Source organism: Curtobacterium sp. ME26 (genome assembly GCF_903970945.1).
GTDB lineage: Bacteria > Actinomycetota > Actinomycetes > Actinomycetales > Microbacteriaceae > Curtobacterium > Curtobacterium citri.
In genome coordinates this window covers 1-12,465 of sequence record NZ_CAJCKG010000067.1, presented here as the reverse complement: position 1 = coordinate 12,465, position 12,465 = coordinate 1, and the positions used below count along the sequence as shown (strand labels likewise).

Sequence of the window (12,465 nt, the reverse complement as noted above, 5' to 3'; positions counted from 1 at the left end):
CCTATCGTCGTCTCATGACACTCTCTGAACCTCCTTTCCCTACCCCACGCTCATACTACGTCTCGTCGACCCGCTCGACGCCGAGGCGCACGGCCAGACGCCCGAGCACGTCCGGCTCGGCGCCGCGGAACGCCGACGCCGCGATGTCCGGATCGCCGAAGGCCACGACCTGCGTCCCCGCACGGGCGAGCGCGCCGAGCAGCGCGACCTCGCCCTCGACGAGCTCCTGGGTGTCGTCGACGACGACCAGCCGGAGCGCCGCCACGCTCGCCGGGACCTCGCCGCGGAGCACCGCGGCGGTCGCGAAGGCCACGAGCTCGGCGGCGTCGAGGCTGCTGCCGCGGAACGCGCTGACCGTGGCCCGGTACTCGTCGACGAAGTCGCCGACGGCCCGCCACTCCGGCCGCCCGGACTCGTCGCCGAGCTCCCGCATGTCCTCCGGCTCGACGCCGGCCGCGACCGCGCGCATCATGACGTCGCGCAGGGCCGTGCGGAACCCGGCGCGCTCCCGAACCACCGCGGTGATCGGTGCGGGCCACGCGGGCCCGGTGCCGTCGACCTCGTGCCCGTCGAGCAGGTCGGCGATGATGCGGTCCTGTTCGCCGCCGGTGAGCAGGGTCGGCGGCTCCTGTCCCTGCAGGGCGGCCGCGTGCGCGACGACCTGGAAGGCGAGCGAGTTCACGGTCCGGGCGAGGGCCCCGGGCACGACCCGGCCGGCCGCGGCGGCCAGACGGTCGCGGAGCGCGGTGGCGGCCGTGCGGGCCGAGGTCAGGGCGAGCACCGACGCGTGGCCGTCCGCCGACACCGCGTCGGCCCGGCCGAGCCGGTCGGCGACGAGCCGCGCGATTGTCGTGGTCTTGCCGGTGCCGGGCGCCCCGAGCACGGCCGCGTGCCGTCCGTCCGGCAGCGCGAGCACCGCGTCCTGCGTCGGGTCGGCGACGAGCGGGCGGGCGACCCCGACGTCCTCGGGGAGGGTCGTCAGCGTCGTCCTGGGCACGCGGCAACGGTACCGAGGACGGCCGACAGCTCCGGCCGACGCACCGGTGCCGCGGCGGGAGAGCGGGCGCGTCCGCGGCCGGGGACGGCCACGAGTGCGCCCCGGGCGAACGCTCGATCCGCGCGCGGGGTGCTCGGATACGCTGTGCTCGTGGACATCAAGATCGGCATCATCAACAGCCCGCGCGAGATCGCCTTCGAGACCGCCCAGAGCGCCGAGGAGATCGAGCAGGCCGTGGCGCAGGCCCTCGAGTCGCAGTCGACCCACCTGTCGCTCAAGGACGACAAGGGCCGCCGCTTCATCGTGCCGGTCGCCTCGCTCGCCTACGTCGAGGTCGGCGCCGAGGAGTCGCGCCGCATCGGTTTCGTCGCCTGACGTGGAACTGCTCTTCGCCGTGCTCGGCGGCCTCCTCGCGGGGGCCGTCGCGCACGTCGTGGTGCCCTGGCGCTCCACGCGGGGCGCGCTGCTCGGCCCGGCGGTCGGCGGCATCACGGCCGCCGTGGCCTGGGAGGCCCTGACCTGGGCCGGCTGGCGGTACGACGGCGGCTGGATCTGGGTGGTCGCCCTGGTCGGTGCCGGTGTCGTCGCGGTGGTCACCGAGTGGGTGCTCGGTCGTCGTCGCACGACCGCGGACGACGCGTTCTTCGAGCGCGCCCGCGCCTGAGCCCGCCGGACCGCCCGCGCCTGATCTCGCCGGACCGTCGGCGCGCCCGCGCCTGACCCGCCGGACGGTCAGGCCGTCAGGCCGAGCGCGTCCATCCGCCGCGTGTGCGCCGCGATGAGCTCGGTCCACACCGGCTCGAGCCGCTCCTGGTCCTCACGCGCGTGCGACGCCAGCGCCGACCGCGCCACGAGGAGCGTGTCCCCGACCAGCCGCCTGCCCCACATCGCGAGCCGCGAACCGACCTGCGGGTCCTGCTCGATGTGCGCCGCGAGCTCGTCCACGACCGCGCGTTCCTCACGGGCGTCGAAGACCGTCCGCAGGCGCTGCCGCACGTCGGCCGGCAGCGAGCGGAGCAGGCTGCCGAACAGGTCGTTGAGGATGCCGGCGGTGACGTAGCCGGTCAGCATCGACTCGTACCAGTCGGCGCCGCTCGTGCGGGCGAGGAAGCGGTCGATCGCCTCGCGGTGCGGCTCCATCAGCTCGGCGGGCTGCCCGCCGTGCCGTTCGATCTCGGCCACGAGCGTCCGGTGCCGCTCGAGCGCGGTCGTCGCGAGGACGCCGGTCACCAGGCGGCCCGACATCGTGGGTGCCGCAGCTCCCGCGCGGCCCATCGTCTCGTAGAGCGAGAGCTGGAGGTAGGCGGCCTGTCCCAGGTACACGTCGAGTTCCGGACTGACGTCGTCCAGCTGCAGGCGCTCCACGGGCTTGGCGTTCCGCGGGTTCCGCGACGCCAGCCACGCCGCCGCGAGCTGCGCAGCGCGCTTCCGGTTCCACCACGACACCACGCGACCAGCATAGGGGCCGTGGCACCCCGCTCCGGCCCGCGGGCGTGCTCGTCGCCGACCGTCGGTAGACTGGCCTGGACTTCCACCAGGACTAAGGTGCTTCTTTGACTTTCGCAGACCTCAACATCGAGCAGGACATCGTCGACGCGCTCGCGACGAAGGGCATCGCCGAGCCCTTCCCGATCCAGCAGCAGACGATCCCGCTCGCCCTCACCGGCCAGGACATCATCGGCCAGGCCAAGACGGGTACCGGCAAGACGTTCGGCTTCGGCCTCCCGCTCATCCAGCGCCTCGGCGCCGACCCGGAGCACGGCGTCAAGGCGCTCGTCGTCGTCCCGACCCGCGAGCTCGCGGTGCAGGTGACCGAGGACCTCGAGCTCGCCACCTCGAACCGGTCGACCACGATCGTGTCGATCTACGGCGGCAAGGCGTACGAGGGCCAGATCGAGCAGCTCAAGGCCGGCGCCCAGATCGTCGTCGGCACGCCCGGTCGCCTCATCGACCTGCAGCGCCAGCGCCTCCTCGACCTCTCCCACGTGCAGGAGGTCGTGCTCGACGAGGCCGACCGCATGCTCGACCTCGGCTTCCTGTCGGACATCGAGCGCATCTTCCAGGCCGTCCCCGCGGTGCGGCACACGATGCTGTTCTCGGCGACGATGCCGGCGCCGATCGTCGCGCTCGCCCGCCGCTTCATGACCCGCCCGGTGCACATCCGCGCGACGGACCCCGACGAGGGCCTGACGCAGGCGAACATCAAGCACGTCATCTACCGCGCGCATTCGCTCGACAAGGACGAGGTCATCGCCCGCATCCTGCAGGCCGAGGGCCGCGGCAAGACCGTGATCTTCACGCGCACCAAGCGCGCCGCCGCGAAGCTGGTCGAGGAGCTGAAGGACCGCGGGTTCAACGCCGCGGCCGTGCACGGCGACCTCAACCAGGAGCAGCGCGAGCGCGCGATGGCCGCCTTCAAGGCCGGCAAGCGTGACGTGCTCATCGCGACGGACGTCGCCGCCCGCGGCATCGACGTCGACGACGTCACGCACGTGATCAACCACACCATCCCGGACGACCCGGACACGTACCTGCACCGCGCGGGCCGCACCGGTCGCGCCGGCAAGACGGGCATCGCGGTCACGTTCGTCGACTGGGACGACCTGCACAAGTGGACGCTGATCGACAAGGCCCTCGAGTTCGGCATCCCCGAGCCCGTCGAGACCTACTCGTCGTCGCCCCACCTGTTCAGCGACCTCGACATCCCCGCCGGTACGAAGGGTCGCCTGCCCGGCGCGCCCTCGCACGCGGCCGAGGCCGGCTCCTCCTCCGCCGGCCGGGGCGCCCCGCGCAGCGTCGACCGTCGCGGCTCCGAGCGCAGCGGTGACCGCCAGGGCGGCGAGCGGGGCGGCTCGCGTCCGCGCTCGCGCACCCGGACGGGAGGCTCGTCCGAGGCCGCCACGTCGGCTCCGGCCGTCGAGTCCACGGGTCCCGACGCCGCGCAGCCCGCCGGCGAGGGCTCGACCACCGACGGTGCCGCGAAGCGTCGGCGTCGCCGCCGTCGCCGCGGCGGCAGCGGTTCCGCCGAGGCGACCGCCTCGGCTCCGCAGGGGTCGTCGGACGGCGAGTAGCGCCTCCGGACCGGAGGGCCCGTCGCTGACGCGACGGGCCCTTCGTCGTCCCAGCCCACGCGCGGGCCGGCCGTGCCGGGGTCGAGCGGACGGGGGTCAGGCCAGGCGGGAGCCCACGCCGTGCACGGGCGCGCTGCCCGTCGCCTGCTCGACGATCGCGTCGAAGGAGACCCGGGCCGTGCGGTGCTCACCGAAGCGGTTCGGCTTGCCGGTGCCGTGGTAGTCGCTCGACCCCGTCACGAACAGGCCGTAGCGCTCCGCCCAGTCGAGCAGGGTGCGCTTGCCGTGCGCGAGGTTCTCGCGGTGGTCGACCTCGAGGCCGCCGAGCCCGGCGTCGACGAGTTCCCGGAGCGCCGGTTCGTCGATGACGATCCCGCGCGAGGACGCCGCCGGGTGCGCGATGACCGGGACACCGCCGGCCGCCCGGATCAGCTCCACCCCGCGCAGGGGCGTCGGGGCATCGTGCGGCTCGTAGTAGCCGGAGGCCGGGTGCAGGATGCCGCGGAAGGCGGCGCTCCGGTCGGGCTCGAGCCCGCGGGCGACGAGCGCGTCGGCGATGTGCGGGCGGCCGATGGTCGCACCGTCGCTGGCCTGCGCGATCACGTCGTCCCACGTGATCGGGTGGTCGCGGCCGATCCGGTCGACCATGCGTCGGGCGCGGGCGAACCGGCCGTCGCGGATGCGGGTCGTCTCCTCGACGAGGCCCGGGTCGGACGGGTCGACGAGGTAGCCGAGCACGTGGACGCTCCGGTACCCGACGCGGGTGCTCAGCTCGAGTCCGGGCACCAGTGTCATCGGCCGGTCGCGGACGGCGGCGGTCGCCTCGTCCCATCCCGCGGTGGTGTCGTGGTCCGTCAGGGCGACGCCGTCGAGTCCGGCCGCGGCGGCTGCGGCAACGAGTGCGGCGGGGCGCTCGGTGCCGTCGGAGACGCTCGAGTGGGCGTGCAGGTCGATGAACGGATCGGGCACGTCGACCATGCTAGCGACAGGTGAACAGCCGCTCAGGCCGCACGGTCAGCTCAGTGCGATGATGGGTGACATGGCCGACACCACCCCTCGCGCGACGAGCAACCGTTCCACCACCCCCGGGTCCTCGACCTTCAAGGACCACATCGCGTCGCAGTGGGCGGACCGTGTGCGGCCCACTCCCGAGCCCCGCGAGCAGTCGGCCTTCGCAGCCGAGCGCCGCGCCCGGATCTCGGAGCTGCACCCCGGGCGCACGATCGTGGTGCCCGCCGGACAGGCGAAGGTGCGCTCGAACGACTGCGACTACCCGTTCCGCCCGCACTCGACCTTCGCGCACCTGACCGGCTGGGGCACCGACACGGTCGTCGGCTCCGTGCTCGTGCTGACGCCGAACGGGTCCGGGCACGACGCCACGCTGTACTTCCGCGCCACGGCCGGCCGCGACTCCGAGGAGTTCTACGCGAACCCCGAGATCGGCGAGTTCTGGGTCGGCCCGCGTCCGTCGCTCGACGAGGTCGCCGCCGACCTCGGGCTCGCGACGGCCGACCTCGGCGCCTTCGCCGAGGTCGCCGACGGGCTCGACGCCTCGGTGCTGCTCGTCCGCGACGCCGACGACGAGCTGACCCGCGCGCTCGACGCCCGCCTCGGCACCGCGGTGGGCGGGGCCGAGGCGACCGACGCCGCGCCCGCGACCGACGACGTGCTCTCCCGCGACCTGTCCGAGCTCCGGCTCGTGAAGGACGCGTACGAGGAGAACGAGCTCCGGAAGGCCGTCGAGGCCACGAAGTCCGGGTTCGACGACGTCATCGCCGACTTCGACGCCGTCCTGGCGCACCCCCGCGGCGAGCGCATCGTCGAGGGCACCTTCAACCGCCGTGCCCGGGCCGACGGCAACACGGTGGGCTACGACACCATCGCCGCGTCCGGCCACCACGCCTGCATCCTGCACTGGACCCGCAACGACGGCGCCGTGGAGCCGGGCGACCTCATCCTCATCGACGCCGGTGTCGAGGTCGACTCGTTCTACACGGCCGACATCACCCGCACGCTGCCGGTCAGCGGGACCTTCACCGACGTGCAGCGCATGGTCTACGAGGCCGTGCTCGAGGCGGCGGACGCCGCGTTCGCGATCGTCAGGCCCGGGATCACCTTCCGCGAGGTCCACGCCACCGCCATGGAGGTCATCGCCCGGAAGACCGCCGAGTGGGGCTTCCTGCCCGGGACCGCGGAGGAGTCGCTCCAGCCGGACAACCAGTTCCACCGCCGCTACATGGTGCACGGCACGAGCCACCACCTCGGGCTCGACGTGCACGACTGCGCGAAGGCCCGCCGCGAGATGTACATCGACGGCACCGTGCAGCCCGGCATGGTCTTCACGATCGAGCCCGGCCTGTACTTCCAGCAGGACGACCTCACCGTCCCCGAGGAGTTCCGCGGCATCGGTGTCCGCATCGAGGACGACGTCCTGGTGACCGAGGACGGTGCCGAGAACCTCTCCGTGGGCATCCCCCGGACCCCCTCGGAAGTGGAGGGGTGGATCGCGCGGTCCGGCCGCTAGCCTGGACCGGTGACGACGATGCCCGACACCAGCCCCAGCACGACGCCCGCCGCGGTCCCCGCACCGACCGGCACCACCGTGCCGCGGGGGCTGTCCATCGACGTCGAGCACTTCGACTCGCCGGACGCGCAGCGGCTCCGAGCCGCGCAGCGCCTGGAGATCGACCGGTCCTACGGTGGCGACACCGAGCCCGGCGAGAAGCCGACGGCCGAGTCCATCGCGGTGTTCTTCGTGGCACGGGACGAGGACGGCACGCCGCTCGGCTGCGGTGGGCTGCGCCTCGTGCAGGACGGCATCGCCGAGGTGAAGCGCATGTACGTCCGACCCGAGTCGCGCGGTGCCGGGGTGTCGACCGGCATCCTCCGTCGCCTCGAGGAGGCCGCGATCGACCTCGGGTCGCCGGCGCTCGTGCTCGAGACCGGTGACCAGCAGCAGCGCGCCATCGGGTTCTACGAGCGCGAGGGCTTCACCCGCATCGCCAACTTCGGCCCCTACGTCGGGGCAGCGCGCTCCGTCTGCTACTCGAAGGTCCTGTAGCCGGGACCCCCGCACGGACGACGACGCCCGCGCCGACCCGGTGGTCGGTCGCGGGCGTCGTTCCGTCGTCTCGTCGGCGAGGGCCTCGGGCCGTCAGGCGCGGTCGTCGTCGCGCCGCTGCTCCGGTGCACCGTCAGCAGCACCGCCGCGGTCGGCACCGCGCCCGCGGTCGTCGTCCGCACCCGTGACACGCTCGCCGTACTGCGGGCGCTCGTCGGGCCGCGACTGCGGCACCCGCGGGTCGACGGCCGGCGCGGGCTGCTGCGCGGTCTGCGGGGTCTCGCCGTAGCGGGGTCCCTCGTTCGTGCCGTACCGCGGGCCGTCGTTCGTGCCGTACCGCGGGCCGTCGTTCGTGCCGTACCGCGGCCCACCGTCCTGGGGGCGACCACCGTCACCGGGGCGACCGCCCTGCGGGCCGGGGCCCGACGTGCCGGGCTGCTGCGTGCCTCCCGGCCGGTGCGGCGTGGCGTGTCCGCCGTACGGCGACCCCTGCTGCGGGCCCGGGCGCCACGGTTCCTGGCCCTGGAAGGGCCGCGCGCTCGTGCCGGGTGCTCCCGGCTGCGGGGCGTCGTTCCAGTGCGTCGACGGGGTCGCGCCGTGCTGGCCGAGGATCTGCTGCGCCTGCCCGGTCAGCTGCGGGTCGACGACGATCTGGTAGTTCGTGGCGAGCACCTGGTGCACGCTCGTGAAGTCGCGCTGCCGCTTCGTGATGGCGAAGGAGACGATGCCGTAGAGCATGCCGAACGCGGCACCGATGATCGCGGCGGCGATGATCAGGCCCCCGGCGGTCGGCGAGAACAACGTCAGGACGATGCCGAAGAAGATGCCCAGCCAGAGGCCGGACAGCGCGCCCGCGATGGCGGCGCGACCGTACGTCATCTTGCCGGTGACGCGCTCGACCGTCTTGAGGTCGTTGCCGACGATCGCGATCTTCGCGACGGGGAAGTCCGCCTCCGCCAGCTTCGCGACGACGCGCTGCGCGTCCGGGTAGCTGTCGTAGGTGCCGAGGACGTCCCCGCGCGGCAGCGTCGGGAAGGCCTGGGCGGTGCGTCCGGCGAACGGGCTCTGGTTGCTCACCCAGCTATCATCCACCGGGCACCTTGCGATCGCACGTGCGCCTCCCGGGTGTCTCCGGGGTGCTCCGCGGTGCTCCGCCGGCGCAGCCTGCGCCTCCGGGTGCCTCCGGGATGCCTCAGGGTCGGCGCCGTCCGTCGGGCATGCGCCCGGACCGGCACCGACTACGCTGGACGGGTGAGCGCCTCGAAGGTCTTCGTCGCCCGCCTCGCCGGGTGCTCCGTCTTCGACCCCGCGGGCGACCGCGTCGGCCGCGTCCGGGACGTCTTGGTGGTGTACCGACGGGCCGATCCCCCACGCGTGGTCGGGCTCATCGTCGAGGTCCCCGGCAAGCGCCGCATCTTCCTGAGCATCGGACGCGTCACGTCGATCGGTGCGGGCCAGGTCATCACCACGGGCATCGTCAACATGCGCCGCTTCGAGCAGCGCGGCGGCGAGGTCCGGGTGATCGCCGAGATGCTCGGACGCAAGGTCCTGCTGACCCGCGACCGCATCCGCGCCACGATCGAGGACGTCGCGATCGAGGACCGCGGGCAGGGCGACTGGGAGGTGTCGCAGCTCTTCCTCCGCAAGCCGAAGACGACCCCGTCGCCGTTCGGCAAGGGGCCGACGACCTTCGCCACCTGGAACGAGGTCACCGAGGACGAGCTCCCCGGCGAGGCCCAGTCCGCCGAGCACGTCATCGCCGCGTACTCCGACCTGGTTCCGGCCGACCTGGCCAGCACGCTGCTCGACCTGCCCGAGGAACGCCGCTTCGAGGTGGCCGAGGAGCTCCCCGACGACCGGCTCGCCGACGTGCTCGAGGAGATGCCCGACCAGGAGCGCATCGACATCCTGACCCGGCTCGAGGACGCCCGCGCCGCCGACGTCCTCGACCAAATGCAGCCGGACGACGCCGCCGACGTGCTCGCGCAGTTCCCCGACGACCGGAGCGAGGCGCTGCTGCAGCTCATGGAGCCGGAGGAGGCGCAGGACGTCCGCATGCTCCTGGAGTACGAGCCGGACACCGCCGGTGGCCTCATGACCACCGAGCCGGTCATCGTCTCCGCCGACGCGACCGTGGCCGAGGGGCTCGCGCTCATCCGCCGGCACGAGCTCGCCCCGGCGCTCGGCGCGAGCGTCTGCGTGACCCTGCCGCCGTACGAGCCGCCGACCGGTCGGTTCCTCGGCCTGGTGCATTTCCAGCGCATGCTCCGCTACCCGCCGAACGAACGCCTCGGCACGCTCATCGACCAGCAGACCGAACCGGTGCGGGTCGACGCCAGCGCCGCCGAGGTCACGCGCGTCATGGCGACCTACAACCTCGTGTCCGTCCCCGTGGTCGACGACGCCCACCGCCTGGTCGGGGTGGTGACGATCGACGACGTCCTCGACCACGTCCTGCCCGACGACTGGCGAAGTCAGGGCGAGGGGGAAGCCCCCTCGCGACTCCGCCAACGCCCGCGCAAGACCCCCGTGACGACGGGAAGGAGGACCACCCGTGGCCCGAACGGATGACCGCCAGGAACGACTCGACTCGCCCAAGGGCATGCGCACGCGCGTGCTCCCGACCCGGCGTCGCGGCCGCGGTGACACCTTCGGTCGGGCGACCGAGGGCATCGCGCGCGCGATGGGCACGCCCTGGTTCCTCGTCGGCCTGACCCTCTTCTGCGCCGTCTGGATGGGCTACAACACGCTGGCTCCGAAGCCGTGGCAGTTCGACTCCGCGGCGATCGGCTTCACGGCGCTGACGCTCGTGCTGTCGCTGCAGGCCTCGTACGCGGCACCGCTGATCCTGCTCGCGCAGAACCGGCAGGACGACCGCGACCGCGTGCAGTTCGAGCAGGACCGCCAGCGCGCCGAGCGGAACCTGGCGGACACCGAGTACCTCGCCCGCGAGGTCGTCGCCCTCCGCCTGGCGATGCGGGACATGGCGTCGAAGGACTTCATCCGCGCCGAGCTCCGGTCCCTGCTCGAGGAGCTCGACCGCCGCGACACCGAGGACGCCGGCTTCGCCGACGAGCCGGGCACGACCACGCGTGGCTGAGGAGCGTCTCGGCGAAGCCGTCCTCGCTGCGCTCGGCCGCGTGCTCGACCCGGAGATCCGTCGCCCCGTCACGGAGCTCGACATGATCCGCGGCGTCGACGTGCAGCCGGGAGGCTCGGTGCGCGTGGACCTGCAGCTCACGATCGTCGGGTGCCCGGCCGCCGACACGATCGAGCGCGACGTACGGTCGGCCGCCGGTTCCGTGGACGGCGTGCACCACGTCGACGTCGACGTCTCCGTCATGAGCCCGGCGACGCGGGCCGCGCTCACCGAGCGGCTGCGTGGCGACCGGCCGCGCGGCGTGCAGTTCACGCCGGACACCCTGACCCGGGTCATCGCCGTGACCAGCGGCAAGGGCGGCGTCGGCAAGTCGACCGTCACCGTCAACCTGGCGGTCGCGCTCGCTGCCGCCGGACAGCGGGTCGGCGTGGTCGACGTCGACGTGCACGGCTTCAGCGTCCCCGGGCTGATGGGGCTGACGGACGCGCACGGCGTCGCACCCCGACCGACCCGCGTGGACAGCATGATCCTGCCGCCGGTCGCGCACGAGGTGAAGGTCGTCTCGATCGGCATGTTCGTCGACGACGTCTCGACCGCGGTGTCCTGGCGCGGGCCGATGCTGCACCGGACGGTCGCGCAGTTCCTCACCGACGTGTGGTTCGGCGACCTCGACGTGCTCCTGCTCGACCTGCCGCCCGGGACCGGCGACGTGGCGATCTCGGTCGGCCAGCTGCTCCCCCACGCCGAGGTGCTCGTCGTCACGACGCCGCAGGCCGCGGCGGCCGACGTCGCCGAGCGGAGCGGGGTCGTCGCTCGACAGACCGGGCAGCGGGTCATCGGCGTCGTCGAGAACATGGCCGGGCTCGTGCAGCCCGACGGCACCGTGCTGCACCTGTTCGGCGAGGGCGGCGGGGACGAGACCGCGGCGCGGCTGTCCCGTGGGCAGGACGTGCCCGTGCCGGTGCTCGGTCGCGTGCCGCTCTCGGTGCCGCTCCGGGAGGGCGGGGACATCGGCCTGCCCGTCGTGCTCGGCGCTCCGGAGGACCCGGCGGCCGTGGCCCTGCGCGGGGTCGCCGAGCGGATCACGACGATGGGCCGCGGGCTCGCCGGCCGGAAGCTCGGGCTGACGCTGTCCTGACCGCCCCTCCCGGGCGGCGCTCGCGTCGCCGACGGCCGCCTCGGTACCGTGTCGGCATGGACAGCTCCGACCACGTCACCGTCGACTGGGACGCCGCGCGGGACACGAACCGCGCGAACTGGGACGACCGCGTGCCCATCCACGAGGGCGCCTACGACGTCGCCGCGCTCGACGACCCCGCGCACCGGTCCGACGTCGTACGCGACGACCTGCCCGCGCTCGCCCCGTGGCTGCCGGACGGCTCGCTCGACGGTCTCGACGTCTGCCACCTGCAGTGCCACATCGGCACCGACACCGTCTCCCTCGCGCGCGAGGGCGCACGGCTGACCGGGGTCGACTTCTCGGCACCGGCCCTCGCCTCGGCGGCCGCCCTCGCATCACGCCTCGGCCTCGACGTCACGTGGGTCGAGACCGACGTGCTCGACGCCCGCGCCGCCGTCACCGGCGACTTCGACGTCGTCTACACGAGCATCGGCACGATCTGCTGGCTGCCCGACCTCGACCGGTGGGCCGCACAGGTCGCCGCGCTCCTGCGTCCGGGCGGCGTGTTCTTCATCCGCGACGGGCACCCGGCGCTGTACGCCCTCGACGAGGACGCGGCCGAGCTCGTCAGCCGGTACCGGTACTTCCCGGACGGCACGGCGCAGCAGTGGGAGGACGCGGGCACCTACGTCGGGGAGGGCACCGTCGCGAACACCCGGACGTACGAGTGGCCGCACCCGCTCTCCGAGGTCGTGAACGCCCTGCTCGGCGCCGGGCTGCGGCTCCGCCGGCTCGACGAGGGCCGGACGCTCCCCTGGCGCTTCAGCCCGCGCATGGAGGAGGACGGCCACGGCTCGTGGGTGTGGCCCGCCGGGGACCGCGACCGCGTGCCCACGACGTTCACGATCGTCGCGACGAAGGACTGACCCGACGCGACCGGACGACGGACGGGAGGCACGGTGCCAGCCGGCACCGTGCCTCCCGTCCGTCAGCGGTCACGAGACGTTCGTCAGGTCGCCTCGGTGTCGTACGGCTCGGCAGAGCACACTTCTGAACTCCAGTCAATCCGGGGAACTGCTTATGCCTTCTCATGCTTTAAACATTAAATAAAGGATT

General features: G+C 73.4%; 13 protein-coding genes. 9 read left to right on the top strand and 4 right to left on the bottom strand.

Going from position 1 to position 12,465, the window contains the following annotated elements:
• Window positions 1–55: 55 nt before the first annotated feature.
• Window positions 56–997 carry a UvrD-helicase domain-containing protein gene (locus tag H7A69_RS16000; RefSeq protein WP_182047958.1) on the bottom strand — a complete coding sequence of 314 codons (942 nt, stop codon included), beginning with the start codon at window positions 995–997 and terminating at the stop codon, window positions 56–58.
• Window positions 998–1,147: 150 nt separating this feature from the next.
• Here H7A69_RS16000 and H7A69_RS15995 point away from each other — a divergent pair, with 150 nt between their 5' ends.
• Window positions 1,148–1,372 (top strand): DUF3107 domain-containing protein, encoded by a 225-nt coding sequence (locus H7A69_RS15995; protein WP_069711785.1) that lies wholly within the window; start codon window positions 1,148–1,150, stop codon window positions 1,370–1,372.
• A 1-nt stretch (window position 1,373) separates the two neighbouring features.
• Window positions 1,374–1,661 carry a hypothetical protein gene (locus H7A69_RS15990; protein ID WP_069711621.1) on the top strand — a complete coding sequence of 96 codons (288 nt, stop codon included), beginning with the start codon at window positions 1,374–1,376 and terminating at the stop codon, window positions 1,659–1,661.
• A 68-nt stretch (window positions 1,662–1,729) separates the two neighbouring features.
• Here the strand turns inward: H7A69_RS15990 and H7A69_RS15985 are convergent, their stop codons facing one another.
• Window positions 1,730–2,446, bottom strand: coding sequence for a ferritin-like domain-containing protein (locus H7A69_RS15985; protein ID WP_259346270.1), 717 nt, complete (start codon window positions 2,444–2,446; stop codon window positions 1,730–1,732).
• A 104-nt stretch (window positions 2,447–2,550) separates the two neighbouring features.
• On the opposite strand from H7A69_RS15985, the gene H7A69_RS15980 reads away from it, so the two are divergent.
• Window positions 2,551–4,068 (top strand): DEAD/DEAH box helicase, encoded by a 1,518-nt coding sequence (locus tag H7A69_RS15980; protein WP_182047957.1) that lies wholly within the window; start codon window positions 2,551–2,553, stop codon window positions 4,066–4,068.
• Window positions 4,069–4,164: 96 nt separating this feature from the next.
• Here the strand turns inward: H7A69_RS15980 and H7A69_RS15975 are convergent, their stop codons facing one another.
• On the bottom strand, window positions 4,165–5,046 hold the full coding sequence (locus tag H7A69_RS15975; protein ID WP_182047956.1) for a PHP domain-containing protein: 882 nt from the start codon (window positions 5,044–5,046) through the stop codon (window positions 4,165–4,167).
• 61 nt (window positions 5,047–5,107) lie between these two features.
• On the opposite strand from H7A69_RS15975, the gene H7A69_RS15970 reads away from it, so the two are divergent.
• Window positions 5,108–6,592 (top strand): aminopeptidase P family protein, encoded by a 1,485-nt coding sequence (locus H7A69_RS15970; RefSeq protein ID WP_182047955.1) that lies wholly within the window; start codon window positions 5,108–5,110, stop codon window positions 6,590–6,592.
• An 18-nt stretch (window positions 6,593–6,610) separates the two neighbouring features.
• A complete protein-coding gene (locus H7A69_RS15965; protein ID WP_083263761.1) occupies window positions 6,611–7,129 on the top strand; it encodes a GNAT family N-acetyltransferase in 519 nt (172 codons plus the stop codon).
• A 93-nt stretch (window positions 7,130–7,222) separates the two neighbouring features.
• Here the strand turns inward: H7A69_RS15965 and H7A69_RS15960 are convergent, their stop codons facing one another.
• A complete protein-coding gene (locus H7A69_RS15960; protein ID WP_182047954.1) occupies window positions 7,223–8,206 on the bottom strand; it encodes a general stress protein in 984 nt (327 codons plus the stop codon).
• 174 nt (window positions 8,207–8,380) lie between these two features.
• Between H7A69_RS15960 and H7A69_RS15955 the strand changes: the two genes are divergently transcribed.
• Genes H7A69_RS15955 through H7A69_RS15940 form a run of 4 tightly spaced genes read left to right on the top strand, consistent with a single transcriptional unit; the run spans window position 8,381 to window position 12,275 of the window.
• On the top strand, window positions 8,381–9,700 hold the full coding sequence (locus H7A69_RS15955) for a magnesium transporter MgtE N-terminal domain-containing protein (RefSeq protein WP_182047953.1): 1,320 nt from the start codon (window positions 8,381–8,383) through the stop codon (window positions 9,698–9,700).
• Window positions 9,701–9,731: 31 nt separating this feature from the next.
• The gene (locus H7A69_RS15950; RefSeq protein WP_069711788.1) at window positions 9,732–10,229 is read left to right on the top strand and encodes a DUF1003 domain-containing protein; all 498 of its coding nucleotides are present in this window, start codon (window positions 9,732–9,734) and stop codon (window positions 10,227–10,229) included.
• A complete protein-coding gene (locus tag H7A69_RS15945) occupies window positions 10,222–11,367 on the top strand; it encodes a P-loop NTPase (protein ID WP_182047951.1) in 1,146 nt (381 codons plus the stop codon). Before H7A69_RS15950 ends, H7A69_RS15945 begins: the two co-directional genes overlap by 8 nt.
• Window positions 11,368–11,423: 56 nt before the next feature.
• Entirely contained in the window at window positions 11,424–12,275 is an 852-nt protein-coding gene (locus tag H7A69_RS15940; RefSeq protein ID WP_182047950.1) for a class I SAM-dependent methyltransferase, read from the top strand.
• The last annotated feature ends 190 nt before the right edge of the window (window positions 12,276–12,465 follow it).